This window comes from Streptomyces sp. NPDC052109 (genome assembly GCF_040680195.1).
Taxonomy (GTDB): Bacteria; Actinomycetota; Actinomycetes; order Streptomycetales; family Streptomycetaceae; genus Streptomyces.
Genome location: NZ_JBFAWF010000014.1, coordinates 129,755 through 154,712, shown reverse-complemented (window position 1 = coordinate 154,712; position 24,958 = coordinate 129,755). Strand labels below are relative to the sequence as shown.

27 protein-coding genes and 6 pseudogenes are annotated in these 24,958 nt (G+C 67.6%); 19 read left to right on the top strand and 14 right to left on the bottom strand.

Annotation, left to right across the window (positions count from 1 at the left end):
- Positions 1–143: 143 nt before the first annotated feature.
- From AB0L59_RS26700 to AB0L59_RS26690, 3 genes and pseudogenes are all read left to right on the top strand, one after another.
- Positions 144–605: a hypothetical protein gene (locus AB0L59_RS26700; protein WP_365588266.1), complete on the top strand. Its 462-nt coding sequence runs from the start codon at positions 144–146 to the stop codon at positions 603–605.
- Complete coding sequence (locus tag AB0L59_RS26695; RefSeq protein ID WP_365588264.1) at positions 602–895, top strand: hypothetical protein; 294 nt, start codon at positions 602–604, stop codon at positions 893–895. Before AB0L59_RS26700 ends, AB0L59_RS26695 begins: the two co-directional genes overlap by 4 nt.
- A gap of 58 nt (positions 896–953) precedes the next feature.
- Positions 954–1,352: pseudogene (locus tag AB0L59_RS26690) on the top strand (IS5 family transposase); the annotation flags it as partial.
- Between the two features lie 19 nt (positions 1,353–1,371).
- On the opposite strand, the gene AB0L59_RS26685 reads toward AB0L59_RS26690, so the two are convergent.
- Positions 1,372–1,704 carry a hypothetical protein gene (locus AB0L59_RS26685; protein WP_365588261.1) on the bottom strand — a complete coding sequence of 111 codons (333 nt, stop codon included), beginning with the start codon at positions 1,702–1,704 and terminating at the stop codon, positions 1,372–1,374.
- Between the two features lie 66 nt (positions 1,705–1,770).
- On the opposite strand from AB0L59_RS26685, the gene AB0L59_RS26680 reads away from it, so the two are divergent.
- Positions 1,771–2,118, top strand: a complete 348-nt coding sequence (locus tag AB0L59_RS26680; protein ID WP_365588259.1) for a hypothetical protein — start codon at positions 1,771–1,773, stop codon at positions 2,116–2,118.
- Positions 2,119–2,459: 341 nt separating this feature from the next.
- Here the strand turns inward: AB0L59_RS26680 and AB0L59_RS26675 are convergent.
- The 3 genes and pseudogenes from AB0L59_RS26675 to AB0L59_RS26665 all read right to left on the bottom strand — a co-directional run.
- A pseudogene (locus AB0L59_RS26675) lies at positions 2,460–2,865 on the bottom strand (IS701 family transposase); the annotation flags it as partial.
- A gap of 59 nt (positions 2,866–2,924) precedes the next feature.
- Positions 2,925–4,508 carry an MFS transporter gene (locus AB0L59_RS26670; protein WP_365588256.1) on the bottom strand — a complete coding sequence of 528 codons (1,584 nt, stop codon included), beginning with the start codon at positions 4,506–4,508 and terminating at the stop codon, positions 2,925–2,927.
- A gap of 12 nt (positions 4,509–4,520) precedes the next feature.
- On the bottom strand, positions 4,521–5,219 hold the full coding sequence (locus AB0L59_RS26665; RefSeq protein WP_365588254.1) for an SDR family oxidoreductase: 699 nt from the start codon (positions 5,217–5,219) through the stop codon (positions 4,521–4,523).
- Positions 5,220–5,327: 108 nt separating this feature from the next.
- Between AB0L59_RS26665 and AB0L59_RS26660 the strand changes: the two genes are divergently transcribed.
- The 4 genes from AB0L59_RS26660 to AB0L59_RS26645 all read left to right on the top strand — a co-directional run bounded on the left by AB0L59_RS26660 (position 5,328) and on the right by AB0L59_RS26645 (position 8,540).
- Complete coding sequence (locus AB0L59_RS26660) at positions 5,328–5,819, top strand: helix-turn-helix domain-containing protein (protein WP_365588253.1); 492 nt, start codon at positions 5,328–5,330, stop codon at positions 5,817–5,819.
- A 114-nt stretch (positions 5,820–5,933) separates the two neighbouring features.
- Positions 5,934–6,488: a PaaI family thioesterase gene (locus AB0L59_RS26655; RefSeq protein WP_365588250.1), complete on the top strand. Its 555-nt coding sequence runs from the start codon at positions 5,934–5,936 to the stop codon at positions 6,486–6,488.
- Between the two features lie 524 nt (positions 6,489–7,012).
- Positions 7,013–7,351, top strand: coding sequence for a hypothetical protein (locus tag AB0L59_RS26650; protein WP_365588247.1), 339 nt, complete (start codon positions 7,013–7,015; stop codon positions 7,349–7,351).
- A 547-nt stretch (positions 7,352–7,898) separates the two neighbouring features.
- Positions 7,899–8,540 (top strand): hypothetical protein, encoded by a 642-nt coding sequence (locus AB0L59_RS26645; RefSeq protein ID WP_365588244.1) that lies wholly within the window; start codon positions 7,899–7,901, stop codon positions 8,538–8,540.
- A 290-nt stretch (positions 8,541–8,830) separates the two neighbouring features.
- Here AB0L59_RS26645 and AB0L59_RS26640 read toward each other — a convergent pair whose 3' ends face one another.
- From AB0L59_RS26640 to AB0L59_RS26625, 4 genes are all read right to left on the bottom strand, one after another.
- Entirely contained in the window at positions 8,831–9,277 is a 447-nt protein-coding gene (locus AB0L59_RS26640) for a hypothetical protein (protein ID WP_365588241.1), read from the bottom strand.
- A 27-nt stretch (positions 9,278–9,304) separates the two neighbouring features.
- The gene (locus AB0L59_RS26635) at positions 9,305–10,108 is read right to left on the bottom strand and encodes a restriction endonuclease fold toxin-2 domain-containing protein (RefSeq protein ID WP_365588238.1); all 804 of its coding nucleotides are present in this window, start codon (positions 10,106–10,108) and stop codon (positions 9,305–9,307) included.
- Entirely contained in the window at positions 10,083–11,120 is a 1,038-nt protein-coding gene (locus tag AB0L59_RS26630; protein ID WP_365588237.1) for a hypothetical protein, read from the bottom strand. The genes AB0L59_RS26635 and AB0L59_RS26630 overlap by 26 nt, the downstream gene beginning before the upstream one ends.
- A 306-nt stretch (positions 11,121–11,426) precedes the next feature.
- Entirely contained in the window at positions 11,427–12,785 is a 1,359-nt protein-coding gene (locus AB0L59_RS26625) for a beta-1,3-glucanase family protein (protein WP_365588234.1), read from the bottom strand.
- Between the two features lie 940 nt (positions 12,786–13,725).
- Here AB0L59_RS26625 and AB0L59_RS26620 point away from each other — a divergent pair.
- The gene (locus AB0L59_RS26620) at positions 13,726–14,418 is read left to right on the top strand and encodes a glycoside hydrolase family 19 protein (RefSeq protein WP_365588396.1); all 693 of its coding nucleotides are present in this window, start codon (positions 13,726–13,728) and stop codon (positions 14,416–14,418) included.
- A 10-nt stretch (positions 14,419–14,428) separates the two neighbouring features.
- Here AB0L59_RS26620 and AB0L59_RS26615 read toward each other — a convergent pair whose 3' ends face one another.
- Together AB0L59_RS26615 and AB0L59_RS26610 are read right to left on the bottom strand one after the other, a co-directional pair.
- Positions 14,429–15,820 carry an APC family permease gene (locus AB0L59_RS26615; protein ID WP_365588232.1) on the bottom strand — a complete coding sequence of 464 codons (1,392 nt, stop codon included), beginning with the start codon at positions 15,818–15,820 and terminating at the stop codon, positions 14,429–14,431.
- Between the two features lie 55 nt (positions 15,821–15,875).
- Positions 15,876–16,745 carry a carbon-nitrogen hydrolase family protein gene (locus tag AB0L59_RS26610; protein WP_365588229.1) on the bottom strand — a complete coding sequence of 290 codons (870 nt, stop codon included), beginning with the start codon at positions 16,743–16,745 and terminating at the stop codon, positions 15,876–15,878.
- Between the two features lie 94 nt (positions 16,746–16,839).
- On the opposite strand from AB0L59_RS26610, the gene AB0L59_RS26605 reads away from it, so the two are divergent.
- From AB0L59_RS26605 to AB0L59_RS26570, 8 genes and pseudogenes are all read left to right on the top strand, one after another.
- On the top strand, positions 16,840–17,610 hold the full coding sequence (locus tag AB0L59_RS26605) for an FCD domain-containing protein (protein WP_365588227.1): 771 nt from the start codon (positions 16,840–16,842) through the stop codon (positions 17,608–17,610).
- 151 nt (positions 17,611–17,761) lie between these two features.
- Positions 17,762–18,127: pseudogene (locus tag AB0L59_RS26600) on the top strand (NPP1 family protein); the annotation flags it as partial.
- 143 nt (positions 18,128–18,270) lie between these two features.
- Positions 18,271–18,667, top strand: a pseudogene (locus AB0L59_RS26595) (coagulation factor 5/8 type domain-containing protein); the annotation flags it as partial.
- A 171-nt stretch (positions 18,668–18,838) separates the two neighbouring features.
- The gene (locus AB0L59_RS26590) at positions 18,839–19,282 is read left to right on the top strand and encodes a nuclear transport factor 2 family protein (RefSeq protein ID WP_365588224.1); all 444 of its coding nucleotides are present in this window, start codon (positions 18,839–18,841) and stop codon (positions 19,280–19,282) included.
- 122 nt (positions 19,283–19,404) lie between these two features.
- Positions 19,405–19,898 (top strand): annotated as a pseudogene (locus AB0L59_RS26585) (transposase); the annotation flags it as partial.
- An 80-nt stretch (positions 19,899–19,978) separates the two neighbouring features.
- Positions 19,979–20,185, top strand: coding sequence for a hypothetical protein (locus AB0L59_RS26580; RefSeq protein WP_365588419.1), 207 nt, complete (start codon positions 19,979–19,981; stop codon positions 20,183–20,185).
- Positions 20,186–20,604: 419 nt separating this feature from the next.
- A complete protein-coding gene (locus AB0L59_RS26575; RefSeq protein WP_365588221.1) occupies positions 20,605–20,844 on the top strand; it encodes a hypothetical protein in 240 nt (79 codons plus the stop codon).
- A 65-nt stretch (positions 20,845–20,909) separates the two neighbouring features.
- Positions 20,910–21,098 (top strand): annotated as a pseudogene (locus AB0L59_RS26570) (helix-turn-helix domain-containing protein); the annotation flags it as partial.
- A gap of 207 nt (positions 21,099–21,305) precedes the next feature.
- Here AB0L59_RS26570 and AB0L59_RS26565 read toward each other — a convergent pair.
- Positions 21,306–21,935 (bottom strand): hypothetical protein, encoded by a 630-nt coding sequence (locus AB0L59_RS26565; RefSeq protein ID WP_365588219.1) that lies wholly within the window; start codon positions 21,933–21,935, stop codon positions 21,306–21,308.
- Between the two features lie 206 nt (positions 21,936–22,141).
- On the opposite strand from AB0L59_RS26565, the gene AB0L59_RS26560 reads away from it, so the two are divergent.
- Together AB0L59_RS26560 and AB0L59_RS26555 are read left to right on the top strand one after the other, a co-directional pair.
- Positions 22,142–22,300: a hypothetical protein gene (locus tag AB0L59_RS26560; RefSeq protein WP_365588217.1), complete on the top strand. Its 159-nt coding sequence runs from the start codon at positions 22,142–22,144 to the stop codon at positions 22,298–22,300.
- A 36-nt stretch (positions 22,301–22,336) separates the two neighbouring features.
- Positions 22,337–22,630 carry a helix-turn-helix transcriptional regulator gene (locus AB0L59_RS26555; protein WP_365588215.1) on the top strand — a complete coding sequence of 98 codons (294 nt, stop codon included), beginning with the start codon at positions 22,337–22,339 and terminating at the stop codon, positions 22,628–22,630.
- 63 nt (positions 22,631–22,693) lie between these two features.
- Here the strand turns inward: AB0L59_RS26555 and AB0L59_RS26550 are convergent, their stop codons facing one another.
- From AB0L59_RS26550 to AB0L59_RS26540, 3 genes are all read right to left on the bottom strand, one after another.
- A complete protein-coding gene (locus tag AB0L59_RS26550; RefSeq protein WP_365588213.1) occupies positions 22,694–23,464 on the bottom strand; it encodes a transposase in 771 nt (256 codons plus the stop codon).
- A 45-nt stretch (positions 23,465–23,509) separates the two neighbouring features.
- Positions 23,510–24,073, bottom strand: a complete 564-nt coding sequence (locus AB0L59_RS26545) for a hypothetical protein (RefSeq protein WP_365588211.1) — start codon at positions 24,071–24,073, stop codon at positions 23,510–23,512.
- A gap of 238 nt (positions 24,074–24,311) precedes the next feature.
- Entirely contained in the window at positions 24,312–24,875 is a 564-nt protein-coding gene (locus AB0L59_RS26540) for a hypothetical protein (protein ID WP_365588209.1), read from the bottom strand.
- Between the last annotated feature and the right edge of the window lie 83 nt (positions 24,876–24,958).

Here is a 24,958-nt window from a genome sequence, read left to right as displayed (position 1 = left end):
ATGGGAACCGGACAGACCCCGCAGAGGTCGCGCCACACACCTTGTGAGGCGCCTGTGAATTCCCTGAGGATCGACGGCGGCGCGACATTTGTTCGATTCTTTCTCGGGGAGAAGAAGTGAAGGCACGTGCTCTACTGCCGCTGTTGACCGCAGCGGCACTGCTCGTACCGGCCACCACCGCAGCCGCCGACACCGCTGTTGCACGTCGCCCGCTGCCCGCAGTACTCCATCCGTGGGACAAGCGCATCAAGTGTCAGGCCAAGGACCCGACGGGCCGGAAGATCGTCACCCGGTTCGGGAACTCGGAATTCGGCTGGCAGCACTTCACCGGCCGTCACAACATCAAGAAGTGCGGCACGATCGCGGCTGTCGTCAACGAGCACCCCGAGAAGAACGACGGTCACGGGCGGCTTGAGTACGGCGGGGTAGAGTTCGAGACCGGTGTTCCCCGCCCCAGGATGGTGAAGATCAGGGTGATCGTTCAGTACTCGCGCAAGACGAAGGACCAGCGGTACGACGCCGGCAAGGGACAGACGATCGGCGTCATCAATGCGTTCTGCCAGAACCATCCGGGAAACAAGTGCCCGGCCTGGGCGAAGCTGTGACCCACCAGGGTGTCTTCGAGCGTCTGCCGGGCATCGTCCGTACTCTGGTCGCCGACCACACGCCGGATCTGCCGGTCTTCAAGGGGCTGGTCGTCACAGGAGACGACCGCATGCGGCTGTACCTGACCGCACCCGACGGGAGCCGCACCTACGGAGCCGACGTGGTGATCAGCCACACCGGGCCCGGTCTGCTCGCAGGGATCACGTCCGGCTATCTGGACAACGAGTACGAGCAGCAGCCGTCCGATGATCCGCTGTGCGATGTGGTCGTGGACCTGACCCGCTACTGAGAGACGCGCACACGGAAGCCCCCGCCAGCCCTCGCGGCCAGCGGGGGTTTCTGCTTTTCAGGTTCTGCTCTCCCTCCTCCTGTCCGCAGGACAGGCCGCCGACAGCCCGCAGTTCGTCCCAGTGCTGCAGAAAGTGCGCATCCGTCTGCCCGTCGGCCGGCCCCGGCCCGACGCTGTGGCCGCGGACAAGGCCTATTCCTCCCGCGCTAACCGCTCCTACCTGCGGAAACGCAACATCAAGGCAGTCATCAGGAGAAGGACCAGGCCGCCGACCGGAAGACGCCACGACGCCGATCTCTACAAAGAACGGAACAGCGTCGAGTGCCTGATCAACAAGCTGAAGGCCTGGCGGGGCATCGCGACTCGGTACGACAAGACGCCTGAGAGCTACCTTGCCGGCCTCCACCTCCGTGCCTCGGTGATCTGGATCAACGACCTCCTGAGGGCAACCGGTTGATCACAACATCACACAGGCCCTAGTCCCGGGTCCGCCCGGCCATCGTGTCCGAAAACCGGTCCAGTTCCCGGACGCGCATGCCGACCCACTGCGGTGTCTTCCTGCGCAGGACCCTGGGCAGATGCCGCCGCCACGGTCCAGGCAGCAGGGCCTGCTGCTGGCGGCAGAACAGCTCGCGGATCTCGCTCCTGGGGAGGCTGCCGCGGGGCGGGTACGGGCAGAGCCGGAACTTGCAGTCGGGCAGACAGGCCGAGCCCGGCGTGGGTGGGGCCGCGGTTCCGGCCGGCATGTCGGGCCGCAGCGGCTCCCGGTTGGTACGGATGCACGGCGGGTCGACGGCAGGGACTCGCACATCCCGGACTTCCTCGCGCTGACGCCCGGGGCAGCCTGGCTGCTGGATGTGCGGCCGGGCGAGCGGATGAAGGAGGAGGACGAGGTCCGCTTCGCCGCGGCGGCCCGGGCAGCGGCCGCAGTCGGATGGCGGTACGCCGTGGTGATGGGCTGGCACCGGCAGGTGATGACGGGGCTGGACGCCTTGTCGGCCCGGCGACGGCCGATGGCGGACCGGCTTGGTCTGCAGCGCCAGGTGCTGGAGGTACTGGGTCGGCAGCCGCGCATGTTCGGTGATCTGGTGGAGCAGACGGCGGTGCCTGCGGTCGCCCGCGCCCAGGCCGTCCATCTGCTCTGGCACCGGCGCATGGCGATGGATCTGGCCCAGCCGTTCGGGGATGCCACGTGGATCTACCCGGTGGGGAGGGCGGAATGAACGAGGTCCGGCAGGCTGTCCGGTTCGAGGACTTGGGCGGGGAGAACCAGCGGCGGGCCCGAGTCCGGCTGGCGCATCTGCTGGAGACCGAGACCGGATATCGCAGCGGAAGTGCGTTTTGGGCGGAGCCCGGTGAGCCACGTCCGCAGTTCGATCCCGAGCGCACGACGCTGACCGAGCGCCGGGAGGCGAAGGCCGTCGAGTTGCGGACCCTGCCGGCCGCGGATGCGAAGTTCCTGGGGCTTAGTACTCCAGTCAGAAATCGTGTTCTGAGCTGGTTCTTCTTCGGTAGTGGCAGCGGCGGGCGATGGCTTGGTGGTGTCTGCGCCAGTGGGACCAGTTCAGTGCGTGCAGTTGTCGGTCCTGGTGGGGTCTGGGGTGGGGCAGGAGAGTGTCCAGTAGGCGCCGGATCTCTGCCACGGTGAGGGGGATGAGGCTGGTGGTGTCGTTTCTGCTGCCCCCTTTGTGGTGTCCTGGGCCTGGGCTGCGAGGACGGCGAGGAAGGCGTGGGCGAGCATGGCCAGGGTGATGTGGCGGTACCAGCCCACGTAGCGTCGGACTTCGTATTCGTCCAGGCCGCACTGGTTCTTCGCGGCCTGGAAGCACTCTTCGATGGGCCCAGCGTGAGCCGGCGACGCGGGCCAGTTCGGCGATCTCGACGCCGGCGGGTGCGTAGGCGAGGTAGTAGGCGAGTTCGGTGGGGTCGGACAGGCTGCGTCGGGTCATCACCCAGCGGTGTCCCGACCCCTCGGCGTCGCCGCGCGGGCGAATCCACGGTTCTCGGCGTCGCTCCTTGAAGTTACGCGTCAGTTCGTCGTGACAGTGGTGTGGTGCGGTCGGTTGTGTACCAGCAGGGCTGAGGCGAGGGCCGCGAACAGGAACACGGCGGCGATGACGGTCATTCCGGCGTGGACGCCGGAGGTGAAGGCGTCGCCGATCGCGGCGGTCACTTTCGGCGGTGCCGCTCGGTGGCTACCGTTACCGGTGGAGACGGCGTGCTCGACGGCGGGCCAGGCTGCTCGGGGGACGTGGTGGACGTCCAGCCGGGTCGGCAGTTGGGACTGGAGCCGGCTGGCGAGGAGTGCTCCGAGGAGGGAGGAGCCGGTGACGGATCCGATCTGGCGGAAGGCGTTGACGGCTCCGGAGGCCATGCCGGCGCGTTCGTGGGAGACGCTGACCAGGGCGGCGGCGGTGCTCGGCGCGGCCACCATCCCGCTTGCGGCTCCGAAGAGCGCGAACAGCCACCACACCCGGGCGTAAGGGGTGGTCGGATCCAGCGTGGTGAGTCCGGCCGCGGCGGCGGCTCCGATGACGAAGCCCAGGGTCAGCGGGAGCTTGAAGCCGGTGCGGCGGATCACGCGTCCGGTCGCATAGCTGACGATGACGTAGACGCCGAAGAAGGCCAGCAGCCGCCATCCCACGTCCAAGGCGGACAGGTGCTGGACGCGCTCGTAGAAGAGCACCGACAGAATGGCCAGGCCGGTGAAGCCGAACAGGGAGACGGCCGCGACGAACATGACCGCGCTGAAGGACGCCGACCGGAACAGGGTGATGTCCAGCATGGGTGTGCGGGCGGCGCGCTCGACGAGGACGAAACCGGTCAGGGCCGCGGCCGCGATGATCCAGGCGGCGAGGATGCGGGGGCTGGTGTAGCCGTCGTGTCCCCCTTCGATGAGGGCGTAGACGAGGGCGGCGATGCCCAGGACGGCCAGGACCTGCCCGGGGATGTCCAACTTGCCCTCGGGGCCACGCGATTCGGCGACGAAGACGGCGGCGGCCATGGTGACCACGGCGAGGACGGCGGTCGACAGGAAGACCGTGTTCCAGTGGAAGTGGTCCAACAGGGTGCCCGCGATCAGAGGGCCGACGGCGAGCCCGATGCCGGACGAGGCCGCCCAGACGGTGACGACCTCGGTACGCCGGTGGGGGTCGGGGAACGTGGCTCCCAGGATGGCCAGGCTGTTGGGCAGGATGAGCGCGCCACCGAGGCCGGAAACGAGCTGGCCGGCAATGACGCCTCCCACCGAACCCGCCGTGTAGACGATGAGCGACCCGATGATCATGACGGCGGCGCCGGTAGCGAAGGTGCGCTTGCGGCCGTAGAGGTTGCCGATGGTGCCCGCGGACATCACCAGACTGGCCACGAGCAGGGTGTACGCGGAGGGGATCCAGACGAGGCCGGTCGGGGAGACGTGCAGGTCGTCCTGGATGGCCGACAGAGCCGATACCGATGCGGTGATCAGCAGAAAGGTCGTCATGGCGCCCAGGCACATCGCGATGAGCGTGCCGGCGGCAGCGAGCCGGGAGGGCTGGTTCGGGGAGGGCCAGAGACCGGTTTGCCTGCCGGTCGGCTTGAGCCGGCCGGGGGCGGGGGAAGGAGTCGAAGTCACGGTGTCCTCGTCTCAGCCGAGCTGCGGGTAAAGAGCCGCGACGCCACCGGAGAGGTCGGCCTGGACCTGGCGGCTGCGGTCGTCGACGACGATCTCGGCAGCCCCGGAGGCAATGCCGTCGACGGCCGCGCGGGCGACGTCCGTCGGGTCGGTCTTGGGCCCGTCGACATGGCGGGCCATGTCGGTGTCCATGTAGCCGACGTGGAGTCCGGACACGGTGATGCCCCGGGGCGCGAGCTGCGGACGCAGCGCGTTGGTCAGGCTCCACTCCGCGGACTTCGCCGCTGCGTAGGCACCGACGGCGGGAAAGCTGATCCACGACAGCACGGAAAGGATGTTGAGGATGGCGCCGCCGCCCTGGGACTCGATCACCGGGGCGAAAGCCCGGATCACGCCGAGGGTGCCCAGGTAGTGGGTCTCCACCTCCAGGCGGACGGCGTCCCAGCCGCCGGTCAGCAGATCGGCGCCTGTGGAACTGCCCGCGTTGTTGATCAGCACCGTGATGTCACGGGCCTCCTCGGCAGCCGCGGCGACGGAGGCGGGGTCGGTGATGTCGAGCCGTATCGCTTTCACACCGGCCAGATCGATCTGGTCCGGTCGGCGGGCCGCCCCGTACACCGTGGCGCCGCGCGCGAGCAGTTCCTGGGCGAGCGCCCTGCCGAGCCCGCGGTTGGCGCCGGTGACCAGGACGGTTGCTGTGCTGATGTCCATGATTCCTTCCTCGGGATGCGCACACCCCACCTGACTTATGATTGGAGAAGTCAGCTACGACGGTATAGGCTGACTTTGCGTGAGGCAAGCCAGGTGGAGGGTGGAGAGATGAAGGATCTGCTGGACGAACGGGACGCCTGGTCCATGGCCAACTGCTCCATCGCCAGGACCCTGGAGATCGTCGGCAACAGGACGGCGCTGCTGATCATGCGCGAGGCGTTCTTCGGCACCCGCCGGTTCGACGACTTCGCCAAGCGCGTGGGCATCGGCGAACCCGCCGCCGCGGCGCGCCTGAAAGAACTGACCGCCGCCGGTCTCCTGGAGCGCGTTCCCTACCAGCAGCCCGGCCAGCGGACCCGGTACGCCTATCAACTCACCCAGAAGGGGATGGACTTCCGGGCCGTCATCGTGGCGCTTCGGCAATGGGGCGACAGGTGGGCCGCCGACGAACAAGGGCCCCCCGTGGTCGTACGCCACGAGAATTGCGGCGCCCCGGTGCACGCGGTGCTCCGCTGCGACAACGGCCACGACGTGCCGATCGGAGACTCGTTCGTCGATGCCGGCCCGGGGCTCATCCGCGTCGGCCAGGACAGCCCCTGAAACCAGCGGCGGTTGAAACACCCCGCAGGACGATTCCACCGCAGAAGTGGGCTGCCCCCGCCATAGCCGACCGGCACGGCACACCGACAACACATGCCCCTGAGGAGCTGCCGCATGTCCGAAACATCGAAGAAGTCCTTGGGCGCCGACGCGACCGGTGAGACAGGGGCGGCCACCCGCAGATCACGCGTGTTCGGCTGGAAAGACCCTGCCATTTCCGTCGACGCCATCCCTCACCACAGCGGTCTCGACTTCCTCCGCGAGATCCTGGCCGGGCGACTGCCCGCCCCGCCGATCGCCGCCACTCTGGGCTTCACCCTGGAGGAGGCCGAGCACGGCCGGGCGGTCTTCGTCCTGGTGCCGGGCGAGGAACATTACAACCCAATAGGCAGCGTCCACGGAGGCGTCTACGCCACGCTCCTCGACTCGGCGGCCGGCTGCGCGGTGCAGTCCGTACTGCCCCAGGGCATGGGATACACCTCGATCGACCTGACCTTGAAGTTCCTGCGCCGGATCACCGTCGACACCGGCAAGGTCCGCGCCATCGGCACCGTTCTCAACAGCGGCCGCCGTACCGCCCTCGCCCAGGCAGAGCTCCGCGACTCCGGCGACCGGCTCCTCGCTCACGCCACCAGCAGCTGCATGCTCTTCCCGGTCCCGGCCCGTTGATCACCATGCCCGGCGCGATAGAGGGGACCCACGGCACTGGCTGACCCGTCCGGGCTGCACCGGCCAGGCGCTCTCCTTCCCGTCAGACCCTGCGCGCGAGCCTTCGCCGAGGACGGATTTGTCGTCCTGCGGGCGATGCCATCGCTCGCAGCGGGAGGCATACGGCTGGCCGACGACGATCAGGGCGGCCTCGGTGTCGCTATGACCGCTATTGGGGACCGGGCGAGGTTGGGGCTGGGAGAGTCTGCTCGGCCCAGACGGTCTTGCCGTCGAGGGAGTATGGGACGCCCCAGTTCTGTGCGAGTTGGGTGATGATGAACAAGCCGCGCCCGCCTTCGTCGATGGTCTTCGCGTGGCGCAGCCGTGGCGCGAGGGCATTGCTGTCGCAGACTTCGCAGGTGAGCGCGCGGTCCTTGATGAGCCGCAACCGCACCGGCGGGGTGCCGTAGCGGATGGCGTTCGGCAGGCAAGCAGACCTGCTTAAAGCCCAAACAGCCGGGAAACTACCCAAACACTACGCCGTCGTGTTCTACACCACGGCAAGAAAGCCCACTCAGCCCGTATTGGAAGTCTTCAGCGACACCAGCACCGCTGATCCACAGCTCGCCGAGGAGCTCGCCCAGCAGTCGGCAGACACCGAGAACTCCGATCTCATGGCCGGAGCACGCGTCACCGACGCCAAGGTTTTCAACCCTGGCTCGGCCGGCGGGAAGGTGCGGTGCGGAGAGAACAACGCAGAACTGCTCTGCGCCTGGGCCGACTCCGGGACCGTCGGCGGACTCCTCAGCAACCTGTCCAGCGACGTCAACGTCCAGCAGATCGCTTCCCTCACCCAAGAATTCCGGGCCGCCGCCGAACACTGAAACGTCACCGAGGAACTCCGGCGTGAGCAGCAACCACGCCCCCACGCTGCGGTGACCCTCGGTGTAGTGCAGCGGCTTCGGCAGGGCCGTATCTGTTCGTGAGCTCGTCCGGTGAGAGATCGTGTTGCGTGCTGCCTCGTGACGTGTCTTGCCCGGTGTTCGCCTGCCTGCTGCTGGCGGGCTGCCGTCGACGTCCAGTGGGATGCGAAGACCTCCCTGAACCCGCCGGCCGCAGGCGGGTCGCACTGGGGCGCCGGGTCCACCGGCTGGGTCCGAGCGAGCCGGGGTTCAGAGCGCGCACCCGGTCGACGCACGAACTTGCTCCTCACCAGGCCAAGTCGATCATGTTGTTGGGGCTGATCAAAGTCTGTGTCAGGGGGTAAGTGTTGGGGTAACCCGGTGGCCTGCATCGACTGGTGGATGCGAGGACGCCGTGACGTAGTCCGTGGCGGCGACCGGAAGGCCGGGCGGTATGGCGCGTACGCGTGCGGATGCGAGGACCAGGCATCCTCGTCATGAGCGCAGGGGAGAGGCGCGCCTGCCGGCGGTGGTCGCGACACTTGCCGCGATCACCCTGTACCTGGTTCTGCCGCAGCGCTTGTTGATCGCTCCGCGTTACGTGCTCCCCGCCCTGGAATGCCTGTTGCTCATTCCGCTCATCGCGATCAACCCCAAACGTCTGACCCGGCAGACGAGGGTCTTCCGGGTGCTCTCACTGACGCTCGTAGCCGTCATCGCGATCAGCAATCTCGCGGCGTTGGTCATCCTGATCCATGAGCTGGTGTATGCCGGGGTGAAGGATGGTCGCTCACTGCTGGTAGCGGCCCTGCAGGTATGGCTCACCAACATCATCGTCTTCGGTCTGGCCTACTGGGAACTGGACCGGGGCGGTCCGGTCAGTCGCACCCAGGCGCCCCGCTCCGCGCTGCCCCTGGCGGACTTCCGTTTCTCACAGGACGAGAACGACGACGCCGTCCAAGAGGTCGCCGACGGCGCCAGCGACGCCTCGGACTGGGTGCCCACCCTGGTGGACTACCTGTATGTGTCCGTCACCAACTCCACGGCCTTCAGCCCGACCGACACCATGCCGCTGTCGACACGCGCCAAGGTCATGATGGCCATTCAGAGCATCTCCGCCCTCTTGACCTCACTCCTCGTCATTGCGCGGGCCGTCAGCATCCTGCACTGACCGCGCTTCACCGCGACGCAGGACAGAGAAGACTTCCCCAGGCCCCGGAACGTGTTCTGGCCTCGGCCCGGCACCCGGGCGCAGACGCCGAAGCGGTGCTCTCCCAGCCAGAACGACCAGCCGACGAGCCCACGGCCGGCGTCCTGCGGCACAGGTGGATCAACCTGCCGGCCCTGACGACACTGAAGCGATCGGTCGTTGCGTGTCACGACGCCATCCAGGTGGCGAAATGGCGCCGCCGGCGGCGATTGGCAGTCGTAGGCGTCTGCGGCGACCGCATTGGGGGACTGTCAGTCGAGGCCGCCGGTCTCTTCGACATGCTGCACGAGTGCTGCCACGATCCGTGGGCGGGTGGCGTCGGGGACGAGGGTGGGTTCCAGGCCTTCCTCGATTCCCCAGTCCGTGTTGAACATGACGGGCACGTCAGCCGGTGCCACGTTGTTCCGGAGCCACAGGGCGACCCGGGCCGCCATGTGGGCGTTGCACTCCCGGACGGCCACGCCCTCGGGTCCCAGGCTGGCAAAGCCTTCCAGGGACTCGTCATCGAAAGTGATCCCAAAGATCATCGATGATCCGCGGACCGGGCCGTCTCCCTCGTCATCGATGCGGACGAACGTACCCGGATTCCGCTCACGCAGCCGCGCCTCGAATCCCTCGAAGGTCAGGCCCCAGCTCTGCCCGCGCGGTGGGACGAACACGAACAGGGTGCGCAGTTCCGCGATCTCTTCCGGTTCCATAGCGGTACTTTCCTGGGGATGGGCTGGTCAGGGAACGTAGCGGACGTGGCCTTTGACGCCGTAGGCCGCCATCATGATGCGCCAGTACTGGACGGCGTCTTGGTTGTTGGTGACCGTCTCGACTCCGCGCATCTCCTTGTTACGTGGGTCGTTGAGCGCGGCGGCGTACTTGCGGAGTGCCAGGCGGTCCTCCTTGTTGAGGAAGTCTCTGTCGCCGTTCGCGTGGTTCTTGCGGAGGTCTTCCAGCGAGCGGTACCACCGTTGGTTCGGCTTGTTCACGTATTTTGCCTCGACCGCCATCCCGTCGAGGTTGCGAAATCCGTCCACCATCAGCGTGTTGGACGGACTGATCCCTGCTGGGATTGGTACCTCGAACTCCGGGAAGCCCGCCACGCGCCTCTGGTAGGCCTGCTCGGCCGGCTTGCCGCCGGAGATGTCGCCCTTGCGCAGTGAGTCGAGCCAGGTCTGGAAGTTCTGCCCCTGGCTGGGCGTGAGCTGCGGGAACCGCGGGTCGGGGCGCATCGCCGGGGGGATTGGCTGAATGTGCGGATTGTTGGGGGGCAGTGGACGGTAAGCGGCTGGGACCAGTGTTGGGACGCGGATCAGGGGGCCGAGGAACGGCGGGAGGTTGGGAAAGAGTCCGCCGTTGTCCGGCTGCGGCAGCTTGACTCGGGACTGGGAGTTGTCCAGTGCGTGAGGGATGTTGCCGAGCGAGGTGATGCGCGTGTCGCCGGCTATGAGGTCGTGCAGGCCGCCGTCGTGGCCGTCGCCTCCGAAGCGTGGCTGTTCCCAGGGCCACAGGAAGTCACCGTCGAGTTCGATGTTCTCCATAGGAAGGCGTTTTTTGGGCAGTTTCGACGTGGTCGGCGTATGCGTCGCAGGTGTTTGCGAGCATCGTGCAGGCCGTGGGGAGGTTCGCCAGGAGAGTGTCGTGGTCGCCCACTTCGCTGAGTGGTGGTGTCTTGCCGGCGAACTTCTCGAAGAAGCTCTCGCCCGCGTCAGCGGTATGGCCCGCCTGATCGAGGGTGGCTGTCTTCCATGCGTCGCGGGAGTCCCAGTAGGTGTCGTGGAGGATCTTGGCCGCGCTGCGCCAGGTTGTGGCGACGGCCCGCAGCTTGTCCGGCTGGCCGAGGAACCGCTCGTTGAAGAGGTATTGATCGATGCCGCTGGTCTCGCCGACGACGTTCGGCAGGTCCTCGGCGTTGTGGCTGGCGCGCGGGCTGCAATCGGGGCCGGCCGGCTGAGAGCCGGTCCCGGGCGTGAACGGGCTCTGTTCCAACAGCTTGGCTGCGACTTTGTCGTCACGCTTGAGGAGTTCCTCGGAGGCGTTGAGCAGGGCGCCCGCGCCGTTGGTCCCCCAGCGCCTCTCGATCTCGGATTTCACCGCGACCAGGTTCTCCGGCTCCTCCTGCCTGGGCCGGGGCGAGACCTTGATCCACGGCTCGCTGTGCTTCTTCACGATCGCCACCCCTCCCGTGGTGCCCTCCATCAGCGCGGCCTCGAAGCGGTCCAACGAGTCGCAGAGCTTCTTCTGCAGGTCCGTGACGAACTTCGCCGGGTCCTGCGGCTGGCGGATCGCGTCGTAGTGCACGTCTCGGTTGTCCTCGAAGTCCTGCGGCAGGTCGTCCTCCGGGTTGCGCCACCGGTTCGCGCCCACCACCCAGATCTCCCGGCGCCGCAGCGTGTCCCGAAGCGCCACCAGCACACACAGCTCGTAGGGGATGCGCTCGACCTGGCCCTTGTCGTCTACCACCGCTGCCCGCCACTGCTCGGGTGCCACCCCGTCCAGCGGCACCGTCTCGGCTGCGTCGAAGAACGCGCCCTCCTTCAACGGCCGTTCCAAGTACCGCTCCAACAGGTCGATCGCCGTAGTGGCCGCCGCCGCGGCCGCTATGGCTCTGGCCGGTCACGGCTCAGGGTCCGCAGGTCGCTCTCCGTTCGCAGTGGACATCCGGGCCTGGGCGTGATCCGACGTGGCCGTCGGATCACGCCAAATCGTTCAGGCGCCGTGCAACCGGCTTCTCCGCCCGTGGGCAGCGAACCGGTCGTGAACAGCCTGCCGCCGTCGGGGGGTTCCGGCATCGCCGGTGCTCAATCGCCTGATCGGCAACGGGCAGGCGGTGACAGAACGCGCTGCCGCGTTGGCGTTCTACCAACCGACGGCGACGAGCAGCCACTGCGGGTTGCTGTGGGAGATGAAGGAGGACTGACCCGCCACGTCGTCGTAGGGGAAGCCGTAGGCGAGGTTGTTGATGGCGTTGTCGTGCCAGAACTTGGCGTAGTAGTTCGCCGGTGCCGCCTTGTAGTACTGGCTCGGGTCGGCCTGCTGGGAGGCCGGCAACGTGGCCACGTGACGGTTGAGCGCCGCGCACATGTCCGGGTTGCCGGCCAGGGATGCGGCGCAGCCGAAGATGTCGGAGGTGGCGGCGTTGACGCCTACCGACTGGGCGTAGGAGGTGAAGTAGTTGGCGTTGGCCCCGCCCGCGCGGAAGCTCGGGTCGCTGCCGGGGGCGATGATGCGATACGGGGCCTGGGTCTGGGCCAGTACCTTGAACTGGGACGGGACCGCGTCGGTGAAGCGCTGGAACGTGGTGGCGCGGTCCTCGGCGAAGGTCTGCCGGTTCTCACCCACCTCGACGTCGTAGCCGTCCTTGGCGTGCAGCCGCATGGCGAGTTTGAGGCCGAAAGCGTCGACGCGTGTGGTGTTGCCGTTGAAGACGTTGTTGCCGACCGTGAACTCGATGAAGTCGTAGTAGGGGCTGTTGGGTGACCCCAGATAGAAGTACATGCGGCCCGCGGAGTTCGCCGGCATGTCGAGGTAGGGCTGTTCGGCGATGGAGTGCGTCTGGCCGTTGAAGCTCCAGTAGACCTGGCTGTCGGGGTACTTGCCGTTGGTGCGGTTGAGGATCTTCACCTCTACGGCGTTCTGAGCGGGCGGGATGTCACTGGTGCTGCCCCAGAAGTCGTCCGGCGGAGTGGTGCCGCCGCCGGGGCCGTAGACCTGGAACTCCCAGAGGGAGTAGCCGTATTGGGTCGCCCTTGCCGTTCCGTAGATGCGTATGTAGCGGCCGCTGCCGGTGACGGTCAGGTTCTGGGTGCCGCCGGTGGCAGTGGTGGTGGAGTAGACCGTCGCCCAGTTGGCCCCGTCGGTGGAGGTCTGTATCTGGTAGGCCTTGGCGTAGGCGGCCTCCCAGGCGAGGGTGACGCGGCTGATCTGCTGGACCGAGCCGAGGTCCACCTGGAGCCATTGCGGATCGGCGAAGGCCGAGGACCAGCGGGTGCCGGGATTGCCGTCAACCGCTGCGGCGGCGGGGAAGGACGCGCTCTCGGTCGAGGACGCAGTGGCGGGCCGCCCCTGGGAGAGCAGTTGGTCGGCGGCCCGTGCGGGCGACGGGGTCAGGGCGACGAAGCAGGCGGCGAGCAGGGCGATTACCAGGACCAGAGCCGTGCGGGAGCGCTCCTCGTGGGCTGCTGGTCCGCGCGTGAGCACACCTGAGGAAGTCTGCATGGGGGTCTCCGGATGCCGAGTGGGCGGGCGTGGGGGGCTGGAGGAACAGCGGGTGGAGAGCGCTCTCGGGGTTTGTACTCCCGCCCCTGCCCGACGTCAACAACTGAACGCCAAATCATGGGAGTTCACAGGAACGGGAACGGCACACCTGCGTCTGTGACGACGGAGTCACACACAGCACTGCGCGACCTCTTCAGAACCCGTTCACTTGGCTGATCCCAGGCCCTCATCACCGTTCACCACTTGACGTTTCTGGTACAGACCTTCCAGGTTCCGGCCGACGGGCTACATGAACGCACCCACGCTTCAGGTCAGTTGAGCTGGTGCGTGCTCCCCGTGCCCCCTTGTCCCGAAAGGCTGTGATCGTCCTCATGGCCGGACACTCCCCCTCACGTTTCACCGCGTTACGGTGCAGCCTCGTCGTGGCCGCGCTCGCACTCCCGGCCTGTCTTCCGACAGCCTCCGCCGAGGCCACCCCCAGAAGGCAGACGACCAGTGTTGGGCCACGCGCTACGGGCCCCAGCCACCGGGCGCGCTCACCGCCGGCGGAGAACTCTTCGACAACAACGCGGACAACGCCGCGACTTCTCCCAACCGCCGGCCCCAGCTGCCGTTCGGCACCCGTGTCCAGGTCACCAATGTCGCCGACGGCAGGTCGCTGGTCGTACGCATCAACGACCGGGGCGCCTTCGTCCAGACGCCCCAGGGAACCCAAGTTCCCCGACCTGACCGACGGAGCCTTCGCCCGGCTCGGCGGAAGCCTTGATCCCGACGCCGGGCACGTCGTCGTCATCCAGCAAGTCCTGACCTGAGAGCGCCGTTCGCGCCTCGCCAGGGCAGTCGCGCTCGGCCCCGGCGCGTCCCGCGCCGTCCCCCGTCAGCCCGCCACCGTCACCCGTACGACACGACCCGGGAGCGATCTTCCCATGTCCCCCATGTCATACCGCGTCATACCGCACTTTCCCAGACGCATGGCCTCGGCACCACGGTCAAGCTTTACGACTGCAACGGCACCGCTGCCCAGCAGTGGGTGGTCGCATCGGCCCATGACATCGTCAACCCGGCCGCGAACAAATGCCTCGACGTGCGGGACAACAGCAGCGCCAACGGCACCCGTCTGCAGATCTGGAGCTGTACCGGGGCGGCGAACCAGAAGTGGACCGCCCCGGCGGGCGGCGGCAGCACCCCGTCCGGATTCGTCGTCTCCGAGGCCCAGTTCAACCAGATGTTCCCGAACCGGAACAGCTGCTACACCTCCAGCGGCCTCGTCCAGTCCCTCGCCGCCTACCCGGCCTTCGCCACCACCGGAAGCGACACCGTGGAGAAGCAGGAAGCCGCCGCATTCCTCGCCGATGTCAGCCATGAGACCGGCGGGCTGGTGTACGTCGTCGAGCAGAACACGGCCCACTACCCCACCTACTGCGGCTGGAGCCAGTCGTACGGCTGCCCGGCCGGCCAGGCCGCCTACTACGGCCGCGGCCCCCTCCAGCTGAGCTGGAACTTCAACTACAAGGCCGCCGGCGACGCCCCGGGAATCGACCTCCTCGACAACCCCTGGCTGGTGCAGAACGACGCCTACCAGCGGTCCGCGTCGATCCTCGGCGTCAGCTCCGGCAGCAACCTGTACTGCTGATCAAAGCCGGTCACTTCGTGCTCTGTAGAGGCGCGGCGCCTTGGACGCATTCCGGTGCGGTCTCCGTGAACGACATCTCCGGCGGCGGCACGCGGAACATCCGGGTCAGGTAAGCCAGGTACACCACGCCGAGGCTCAGCCAGATCAGCCCCAGGGTGAGCGCCCTGCCGTCGAGGTTGTACAGCAGGTAGAGGTCCACGACCGCACCGACCGCGGGGGCGACGACGTACGACAGCGCGCTGGGGCTCTCGCCGGCGCGGCGGCGCCGTACGTAGGTGGCGAGTACGGAGACGTTGACGAAGGTGAAGGCGGTGAACGCGCCGAAGTTGATGAAGGACGTCGAGGTGGCCACGTCCAGGCACAGGGCGATCAGGCCGACCGCGCCGGTCAGGAGGATGTTGAGCGCGGGGGTGCGGTAGCGCGCGTGGAGGCGGGCGAAGACCCTGCGCGGGAGGGCGCCGTCGCGGCCCATCGCGTACAGCAGGCGGGAGGTGCTCGCCTGGGCGGCGATGCCGGAGGCGAACTGCGCGACCACGAGCCCGGCCAGGAACACCGAGGAGAACAGGTCACCGCCGATGGTCTTGGCGATCTCGAAGGCGGCGGAGCCGGGGTCGTCGAAGGCGCTGCCCGGATGGGCCAGCTGGGTGGTGTAGGCGACCAGGACGAAGATGCCGCCGCCGATCAGCGCGGTGAGCAGGATCGCGCGCGGCATGGTGCGCCTCGGGTCGACCGTCTCCTCCGTGAGCGTGGTGACCGCGTCGAAGCCGAGGAAGGAGTACGCGGCGATGGCGGCACCCGCCGAGATCCCGGCGGTGGTGGTCGCGCCGTTGGCGAAGGGTGTGGTGCTCACCAGCGCACCGGCGCCGCCCGTCTGGAAGACGTGGCGCACCGACAGGACGACGAAGATGCCGATGACCAGCACCTGGAAGACCATGAGCAGGTCGTTGACGCGCTCGGCGGTCTTGATGCCGCGGATGTTCAGCGCGGTGGTGACGGCGACGAAGCCGATGATCCATGTCCAGTGCGGCACACCGGGGAACTGCGCCTGGAGGTAGGCGCCGCCGATCAGCCAGATGACCATCGGCAGGAAGAAGTAGTCGAGCAGGGTCGCCCAGCCGACGAGGAAGCCGAGCCGCCCGTCGATCGCCTTGCGGACGTAGGTGTAGGCGGAGCCGGCCACGGGGTACGCGGCGGCCATCTTTCCGTAGCTGTGGGCCGTGAACAGCATCGCGACCAGGGCGAGCAGGTACGCCGTCGGGACCGCCCCACCGGTACTGGCGGCGACCACGCCGAAGGTGCCCAGCACGATCAGCGGGGTCATGTAGGCGAGACCGAACAGCACGACGGATCTGAGGGTGAGGGTGCGCGCGAGTGCGGGCGCGCCGGTGGTGTCGTTGGCCATGAGGGGCTCCGGGGACGTGCGAGCGGGGGACGGAGAAGGGCGGGAAGCCGGAGGGTCAGACGCCCGGACGCCAGGTGCGCGGGTCGATGCGGCCGCCGTACAGAGGAAGCTCGATGGGGGCGTCGGTGTCCGTGAACTGGTCCCACATGCGGTTCACGCCTGCGGTGCCGTACGTCCGGACGCGGGTCACGTCGTCCAGGTCAATCACGTCGGTGAGGATGGTGCTGCCGTCGCCGGGTGCCTCGGCCAGGATCCGGCCCTCGGGGTCGACGACCAGGCTGTGCCCGCTGCCCAGGGGGCCGGCGGTGTTCACGCTGACCACGTGCACCTGGTTGACGATGGCGTTGGCGCGGGCCAGGACGACCTCCTGGGCACGGTCGGCGGTCGTGGTCATCACGGGGTTGACGATGACCTCGGCGCCCTGCCACGCCAGGTGGCGGGCGACCTCCGGAAACCAGGCGTCGTAGCAGATCGCGAAACCGATCCGCCCCGCCTCCGGGACGTCGAAGACCACGAACCGGTCGCCCGGATCGTAGGGCTCGCTCGGCCGCCAGGGGAACACCTTGCGGTACCAGGCCGCCAGACGCCCCTGCGGGGAGAAGGCCAGGGCGGTGTTGAACAGCTCCCCGGCCGGCCCGCGCTCGCACACCGATCCCGGAAGCAGCCAGATGCCCAGATCTCCGGCCAGAGCGGCGAGCTCCTTGGCCCGAGGGCCGTCCAGGGGCTCGGCGATCTCCCGCAGCTGCTCGTGCGCCTCGGCCCCGAGAGCGTCGACGCCACACAGGTGGAGCTCGGGGAAGACCGCCATCCGGGTGTGCGGGAAGCGGGCCATGATGCTCTCCGCCTCAGCCGCGAAACCAGCGAGCGGGGTATGCGCGGGCCGCGGGGGGAGCTGGGCGAGAGCCAGGGGCAGGGGGCGGGACATGGACGCGAAACTAGTTCAAGATGAGCACTTAAACAAGAGTGCTCAAGATGAGCATTTTTCAGCGGTGATCAACGAAGCTGGTTAGGGTGACGCCATGCCAGGCAGCGACCACGCCCCGACCACCGGCCTCACGGCCCCCGAACTCAGCGGCGTGCGCAGACTGTCCGCCCTGGAAGCGGTCCGGGCCCGGATCGCTCTGGCCGTCGATCTGGGCCTGCTGGCCCCCGGCGAGCGGCTGCCCGGCACCCCGCAGATCGCCCAGGCCCTGGACGTCGGCGAGATCACCGTCCGTCGAGCCCTGGTATCCCTGTGTGCCGACGGCGTTCTGGAGCGCCGCCGCGGGCGCGGCGGGGGCACCCTGGTCGCCGCGCACCCCACTCCCGGCACCGTCCTCACCACGGACGTGTACCGCACGGCCGGCGACGCCGTGCGCCGGCTGATCGATCACCGGCTCGCCCTGGAATGCGGCATCGCCCACCTGGCGGCGGTCCGGGCCTGCGACGAGGACCTGTCCGAGCTGCGGGAACTCGTCGAGGAGATGGACCTCGCGCCCAGCTGGGCCGAGTTCCACGGCTGCGACGAGCGCTTCCACCTCCGGCTCGCCGAGGCGACCGGCAGCTCCTCGATCACCGGCCCCTACGGCGCGGTCCTGCGCGAACTCTACCGCTACTACCTGCCCTACCCCATGGACGCGCTGCGCGCTTCCAACCGCGAGCATCGCGACCTCCTCGACGCCCTGCGCCGCAAGGACACCGCCACGGCCGCGGAAGTCGCCCGGCACCATGTGGAAACGCTGCACCAGACCATGTTCGTGGGCCTGCTCAGTACACCCGCCGACACCGGAACCTCCATGACCAGCGACTGAACCCGCCTGACCCGTTCAGGTCCCGACGCTCGTTGACGTTCTCGCCCATCGCCCGCTTTGCGGACACCCTGGTCGACCTCGGGATGATCACCTTGTGCCGACTGATCGCCGACGGCACCGCTCCGCACCAAACGAAGCGCCCCGGCAAGATATGTACGCCGGCTACCTCGAGAAGGACCAGGCCACGCTCGGGCCGGCGGCCCTCGGCCACACCCACGACTGGGAACACGTCATCGCGTGGATCTCCGACAACCAGGTCCAGTACGTCTCTGTGTCGCAGCACTCCTCATACCTGGTGAGTCACGAACCACCGGAGAATGGCACCGGCGGCTGGTTCTACCCGCGCCTCGTCGGCTGGGAGGGTTATCCGGCCGGCTACCGCGACAAGCTCATGAACGCTGATTTCGGCGAAGCCACGATCAAGATCAAGGGCGACTCCTTCAATGACAACCTCGCCTGCTCCAAGCCTTCCGGAATCCCGGTCGCTCCTACGCCTGAGACATCGACGCACCGCTGAGGGGACATCGACGCCGTGGCATCGCGGTCCGCCGCGGGCCGAAGCGCGCCAACGGCGGCCACAGAAGTGTTTTTCCTGAGCTTCCGGACCCAACCGCCGAGCAGGCAGAAGCGGCGGGCCAGGACGCCTTCTTGAAAAGCGAGTACGGCCAGTTCGTGGAGCACTTCCAGAAGTACCAGGTCATCTGGAACGGCAACGGCGGCCGCACCTACTTCTTCCAGAACGAGATGCCGTATGCCCCCCCGAACCAGTCCGCCTGGATGAACGGCTCCAACCAGGGCTACGCCGCCTACAAGGTCGCCCGCCGACTCCGTCACCAGCCACCAGGCGTACGGCCTCGGCAGCTACTGCTACTTCAACGTCAACCCCAGCGTCGTCGCCGCGCACGCCATCGAGGCGCCCAACAACTCCAACGTCCGCTTCACCAGCATGGTGACCGTATCCCTCGGCGGTGCCGGCACCATCAGCCATGTCATCAACAACACCGGTGGCCCGTCCAACTCCAGCACTAACGTGACCGACCTGACCAGCTATCCGTAGCCCGGGCGGGCATCGGGGGCGGTCAACGCCCCGGCCCGCGTGTCCGCGTCCAGCGCGACGGCCGTGGGGTCGGACGGGTGGGGTGCTGCTGGTCGAGACAGTCCGCAAGACTGGCCCGCATCAGGTGATAATGATCGTTGGCTGCCTGTGCCTCTCACTGGGGGAGGGATTGTGAGTCTGAGTCCGCGCGAGGTGTTTCTCCGGCTTGTTCATGGGGTCGCCGACAGGAACTTAAACGAGTTGCCTGACTTGTATGGCGAGGTCACCGATGTCCGGCATCCGATGGCGACGCCGGAGTCCGAGCCGTTGACGAGTCGGCGTGCGCTTCGGGAGCACTTCACGGTACCGCCGGAAGTTCAGGAGTCCTTGCCGAAGAGGAATGTCGTCGATGTCGTCGTTCACGAGACCGCCGATCCTGAAGTGATCGTCGCCGAGTTCGCCTACGAGTTCACGTTGCCGGACGTTTCCACGGCCAAGGTGCCCTGCGTCTTCGTCATGCGTGTCCGGGACGGTCAGATCATTGAGTCGCGCGACTACATCGACCCAATCCGTACGTATACGGCACGAGGAGACCTTGACCTCCTCATCACGTCGTTACGCAAGGGCGTTTCCTGACCCCCGCGATTCATGAAGCGGGTTGTCCGACAGATGGTCAGGAAAGCGAAAAGTGCCTCTGACCAGCGAGAATGAGGATTGTCGAGGTCTTTGTTCCCGCTGAAGCCGGAGGCACTTTCCAGGTGAGGCAGCCTATCGGGTCCTACCCCCGACGCGTCCGGGGCGACGGCCGTCAGGTCGTCTCGCGGGCCGGTTCGGTCCTGCTCGTCGAGACGATCTGCAAGAGTGGGCTTGACCAGGCGATATCCGCCGCGCTCGCTCCCTGTCGAAAGCCGCGGGCCGTCCACGATCCCGGCAAGATCCTCCCCGACCTCGCGCTGGCGGTCGCGCTGGGCGGCGACTGTCTGGCCGAGATATCCATGCTGAGGGCCGAGCTGGCCGTCTTCGGTCTGGCGGCCTCCGACCCGACGTCTGGTCGTTGGCCGGACCACAGGCTCCCGACCAGGATGGCCACGTGTCGATCGACCTGGACGGGGTGCTGGTGATCGCGCACTCCGACAAGGAGGACGCGGCTCCGACCTGGAAGAAGACCTATGGCCACCACCCGCTGATGGCCTTCGTCGACCACGGACCGGGCGGCACCGGGGAGCCCGTCGGGGCCCTGCTCAGACCGGGTACACGAGCACCGGAGGAGCTGGCAAGGGCGGCGCCCTGTGGTCCATCCACACCGCCGGCCACCCGGGTGCGTACGCCGTCATGCAGAGCGACGGCAACCTCGTCGTCTACAAAACCACCGGCGGACCCGGCAAGGGCGGCGTCCTGTGGGCCACCAACACCAGCGGCCACTCCGGCGCCTACGCGTACATGCAGAACGCCGGCAACCTCGTCGTTTACAAGAGCACCGGAGGCCCCGGCAAGCGCGGAGCCCTCTGGGCAAGCGGCACCCACACAACCGCACGATGACCAAGCCCTGACCCCTGCCATGCGCACCACGGGGCCGCGCCCACCGCGGCCCCGTCAAGGCGGGGGAAGACCCCGGCGGCCGTCGAGGCCGAGCGCGTGCAGATTCTGGATACCGTCCTTTGGGCGCCGCTCGACAACGGGCAGCGGCGCATGCTCGGCCCGGCCACGGTCACCGTCGCGTTCCGTCCCGACTCCGTCGAGCGCCCGGAGCTGCGCTACATCCTCACCAACGCGCAGGTGCGGGTCCTGGACGAACACCGCTCCGGCGACCTGCGCTTGGAGATCGAGGGACTCGGTTCTTCTCTCGCTGTCGAGATGTCCGTGCCCTTCCCCGCCGACGATGAACAGCGCCAGGAAAGGCCATCCGCTACCTGCGGGAGGCACAGCGCCGACTGCGAGACGATGACATCGACGGCGCCATGCTCGAAGCGCGCCGCGCACTGGAGTATATCGAGGTCAACAATGGCTGGTCCTGTCCCGGAAGCAAGCCGGCCCGCGAGCGTACCCCGGAGGAACGCTGGGCGTGGATCCGGGCCGCACTCGAAGACCAGGCGAGCGGCGCACTGCACAAGGACGCCGTCACCAAGACGTTCAACTACAGCCGCGCCGAGGCGGAGACGATGATTGTGGCGGCCGCGCTGCTTCGCCTGCTCGGCTAGTGCCGTATCAGGCAACGTTTGCCCTGTGATGTGACGCGCCGTCCCGGTGCTGTGCCGGGCGACGCGTGACCGTCCCCTGTCCGGGTGGCGAACGAGTACGTGTACGCGAGGTCGACGAGGAAGAAGGCAGACGGCTGCTTCGGATCATCCGCCGGAGAACCGGGTCGATAGTGACCCGGCGGCGTGCCCAGGTGGTCCTGTTGTCCGCCCAGGGCATGACGGTGGCGAAGATCGCCGAGGTCACGTTCACCACACCATGAGCCGCCTGACGCGAGCGCTGGGAAAGCTGGCGCGCGACGGGCGGGATGGCCTACGCGCCGGTATCGACGTCCTGCTGCGGGGTCAGGCGTATCCGCGCACGATCAACCTCCGCACGCTGGCGCGGATGAGGAACCGCTGAGCCCACCGTAGGACGGCGGCCCCGCTCGGACACCCGGAGCGAAGCCGCCGCATGAGCCTCGTCAGTTCCAGTCGTCGCCGGTGAAGCTGCTGAGCTGGGTGTCGCAGATGTTGTAGCCGCCCGATGCGTGCGCCGTCTTGGTGTGCCCGTCCACAGTGACCGAGCAGTGGATATCACCAGAGCCCTGCAACTGTGCGTTCACCTGGTAGTACATGGCCTTCTTCTTGAACGGCAGCGTCGCGGTGAACTTGCCGTCCTTGAACGTGCCCTTACGGGTGTCGCTGTCGGAACCGTAGGAGATGTCCAGGCCGCCGAGGGCGCCGGCCGGAGCGGTGCCCCACACCTTGAAGGTCACGGTGGACGGTGCCTTGTTGCTGTCCGAGCCGCTGGTCTTCGCGTTGCCGCTGGACTTGCTGGTGTTGTGCGTCGCGCTGGCTGTGTTCGTGCTGCCGCTGCTGTCGTTCTTTTTGCTGCCGCCGCTGCCGGCGGCAGCGGCGATGATGCCGATGATGACGAACAGGCCGACGATGCCGAGGCAGCCGAGGCCGACGATCTTGCCTGCGCTTCTCTTCTTCGGCGGCAGCGGGGGCGGTGCGCCCCAGCCGGGCTGTGTCGGTGCCCCCCACTGCGGCTGCTGCGGCTGTTGCGGCTGGCCTTGCCATCCGGGCTGCTGCGGGTACTGCTGGCTCATGGTCCCCCCATGTGCTGCTGAAGTAGGTGAAGCTTGAATCTATCTGATGTAAGGGCAGCGTGAAGACGCTGTGGGCGATCTGTGACACGAACGAGTCCTATCGCGCACTGGACACCTCCGCGCTCTCAGCAGGGGCTTCGGTCATGCAGAGGCGGCTGGCAGGCTGTGCTTCGCCCGCGCCCGGCGAGCAGCGAGGAGAAGACCGCATGAGCGAGCAACAAGGTTGGCCCGGACCGTTCACCGAAGAGGAGGGCGAGACGGCCCCACGCTCCGCGCTGAGTGCCGGGTACCAGCGGGGGACGGTCACGGGCGAGCAGAACGACGACGCGGGCCCGGTGCGCCCGGACGAGGAGCCCACCACGTGAGGGGGCTGAGCGGCGCACTCGGTCCGGCCGGGCAACGTGCGGCGCAACATCATGCGCCTTCCCGACAAGCGCCGATGGTCGTACAGAGAAGTCGAGGAACGCCTCGTGCACGTAGGCCGCGCCACCCCCACAGTCGAACTGGGCTGGATCGAAGCCGGGGAACGCCACGTCGACGTCGACGATCTCGTCGCGTTCGCAGCAATTCTCGGGCTCACCTCCGGCGAGTTGCTGGAGCCGCCCGCCGAATGCGAGACCTGCCACGGCGCCCCGCCAGCCGCTTTCATGTGCATGGAGTGCGAGACAACGGCCCTACCCGCGCGCGGCGCCTAAGGGCTGTCCCGCAAATGATCTCTGTGCCGACCTGGACGCGTTCGCCTGATGTGCGGCGTGTGCTCACCCGGCGAGGGTGAGGTTGTGCAGGCGGGCGATGCCGAGCATGGCGTGGTGGACGCCGTCGCCTTTCAGGCGGCAGTCGCGGAGGATCTTCCAGCTCTTCATGCGGGCGAAGGTGTGCTCGACGCGGGCGCGGACCTTGCGATGGGAGGCGTTGTGCTCCTCTTTCCAGGCCAGCAGTTCAGCCCGGCCTTTCTCGCGGCGATGAGGGATGACCAGGCCGGTACCCCGGTAGCCGCCGTCCGCGATCACCGTCGCCCTTCCAACAGCGCCCTTCGCGCCGGACAGCTCCCATGCCTTGCAGTCATTGCGGTTGCCGGCGACTGGTCGGCCGATCACGACGACGAGCCGGGTGTCCGCGTCGATGACGACCTGGTGGTTGGTGGAGTACCTGTAGTTCTTGGACTGCTCAGCGATGGTGTGGTCATGCGTGGGGACCAGGGTTCCGTCCGCGATCAGCACGGTGCTCTTGCGGAACCGCTTGCGTTGATGGAGCGCGAGCGAGGGCCCGAGATGGCCAATGATGCGGTCGGCGGCCGACTTCGAGACTCCGAACAGCGGGGCAAGCTGCCGCAAGGTCAGGTTCGTCCGCCAGTACGCGGCGACCAGCAAAACCCGGTCCTCCAACGGCAGGCTCCACGGTCGTCCTCTACGAACAGGATCCGCTCCTTCGCGGCGCAACGCGGTGATCAACTTGCGGAACTGACATGGGCTCAGCCCGGTGAAGGGGGCTATCCAGGAAGGGTTCGGCGCTGTGATCACACCAGACACCACAAGATCTTTTCACGCCGCGTACCCGTGCTGGCCTGACGGTAGTTAGGAGGAGAGGTGCCTCTGCGGTTCAACAGCCTTGAGCAGGCACTCGTGGTCGTCGGCGCTGATCAGTCCGTCCGGACGAGTCTCGTCCTCCAACAACGCGCGCAGCGCAGAAGCGTGTGCGGCGAAGGCGGCCCTGCACCATTCGCGTTCCGGGTGATCGCAGTCGTTGCCGAGCGGCACGACCTGGCGTTCGTTGTCCGCGTCGACGGGTTGAGACAGCTCCGCGGCAACGACCAAGAGGTCGACCAGGCCGGAGCGCACCGCGATGTCAGGGAGGGCTGCCAGGCGGATGAGGAAGGGCAGGGCGGCTGGCATCGCTGTGCTCACGTGAAAGACGCTGTTCATCAAGACGTTGCCCAGCACACGCAGGGCCTTGGGGCCGGCTATCGGATCGAGGAGCCCACGGAGCAGGACCGGGATCCCGGCAGGACACCCGGGAATCTGCGACCAAGCGACATCGGTGCAGCCCAGTAGCGCGGGGTGGTCGCAGTCAGCTTGCTCTATCTGCGGATACTCGCGGAGGAACCGAGCGACGGCAGCCTCCTTGGCCGCCGCATCCACTACGCACATCCCTCTGCCCCTGCCCCAGCTCGAACGACATCGCCCCGAAGGGGCGTCCGCCGGATGAAACTCTTCACGGGGCGGGCGTCGAACGCAAGCGCCAAGGTCAACAGCTGACGCCCCCACCCTGGGGAGCAGGGGCGTGACAGCCTGGCACCGCATTCCGGGACAGCCCTTATTCCACCGCATGACGACGACCCCGCCCAGGCGTCGGATCGGGGCCTGCCACACGAAGGCCTCAACTCCCCTGTGCCGCGACGTCCGTGATCTCCACGGACACCTTCGTGCTCGCCGAAGCGGTGCTGATCATAGAAGGCGTGTAGTTGAGGGTCGTCCGGTCCGACAGCTCGGCCGTCTCGATGACAGGCCCGGACTCGTCGCCGTGGATCTCATAGGTGATCTCGTACACGGCGTTCGGGTCGATGTCCTGGGTGTCGCCCAGGTAGGTCAGGCTCGGTTCGACCGTCATGTTGCAGCCCGCTGAGCCGAAGCACTGCCGCTTGGTGGTGTGAAGCTTGATCGTGAAGCTGTAGGCGTCGATGTCTGTGTACGTCGGTGTGGGGTCCGGCTCCGCTGCGGGCGTTGCCGCTCTCTTGCTCGGTGCGCTCGACTTGACGGCTGAGGCCTTGCTGTCGTCGCCTCTGGACTGCACAACTGCGACACCCGTGGCCACTACAGCGGCGATGACGGCGGCGGCCGAGCCGATGATGACGAGGTTGGTGCGGGACTTCTTCGGGGCCGGCTCCGGGAGTGGTGGCGGGAATCCGGGCATGCGCGGTGGTGCGGGCGTGGTGTTGCTCATGGTCCCCCCAGGGATCGCTGGTGCGTGCACGCATCATGCGCCCGTGTGGAGGTAGCGTGAAGGCGTCGTCACTGATCCGTGAC

Bases quoted from the DNA above. Each gene is read 5' to 3' on its own strand.
- AB0L59_RS26610 (WP_365588229.1), bottom strand. From the start codon at position 16,745: ATGTCCCGCCCCCTGCCCCTGGCTCTCGCCCAGCTCCCCCCGCGGCCC.
- AB0L59_RS26625 (WP_365588234.1), bottom strand. From the start codon at position 12,785: ATGCAGACTTCCTCAGGTGTGCTCACGCGCGGACCAGCAGCCCACGAG.
- AB0L59_RS26655 (WP_365588250.1), top strand. From the start codon at position 5,934: ATGTCCGAAACATCGAAGAAGTCCTTGGGCGCCGACGCGACCGGTGAG.
- AB0L59_RS26605 (WP_365588227.1), top strand. From the start codon at position 16,840: ATGCCAGGCAGCGACCACGCCCCGACCACCGGCCTCACGGCCCCCGAA.
- AB0L59_RS26660 (WP_365588253.1), top strand. From the start codon at position 5,328: ATGAAGGATCTGCTGGACGAACGGGACGCCTGGTCCATGGCCAACTGC.
- AB0L59_RS26565 (WP_365588219.1), bottom strand. From the start codon at position 21,935: ATGAGCCAGCAGTACCCGCAGCAGCCCGGATGGCAAGGCCAGCCGCAA.
- AB0L59_RS26680 (WP_365588259.1), top strand. From the start codon at position 1,771: ATGAAGGAGGAGGACGAGGTCCGCTTCGCCGCGGCGGCCCGGGCAGCG.
- AB0L59_RS26575 (WP_365588221.1), top strand. From the start codon at position 20,605: ATGCTCGAAGCGCGCCGCGCACTGGAGTATATCGAGGTCAACAATGGC.
- AB0L59_RS26580 (WP_365588419.1), top strand. From the start codon at position 19,979: ATGCAGAGCGACGGCAACCTCGTCGTCTACAAAACCACCGGCGGACCC.
- AB0L59_RS26615 (WP_365588232.1), bottom strand. From the start codon at position 15,820: ATGGCCAACGACACCACCGGCGCGCCCGCACTCGCGCGCACCCTCACC.
- AB0L59_RS26560 (WP_365588217.1), top strand. From the start codon at position 22,142: ATGAGCGAGCAACAAGGTTGGCCCGGACCGTTCACCGAAGAGGAGGGC.
- AB0L59_RS26635 (WP_365588238.1), bottom strand. From the start codon at position 10,108: ATGGAGAACATCGAACTCGACGGTGACTTCCTGTGGCCCTGGGAACAG.
- AB0L59_RS26665 (WP_365588254.1), bottom strand. From the start codon at position 5,219: ATGGACATCAGCACAGCAACCGTCCTGGTCACCGGCGCCAACCGCGGG.
- AB0L59_RS26540 (WP_365588209.1), bottom strand. From the start codon at position 24,875: ATGAGCAACACCACGCCCGCACCACCGCGCATGCCCGGATTCCCGCCA.
- AB0L59_RS26640 (WP_365588241.1), bottom strand. From the start codon at position 9,277: ATGGAACCGGAAGAGATCGCGGAACTGCGCACCCTGTTCGTGTTCGTC.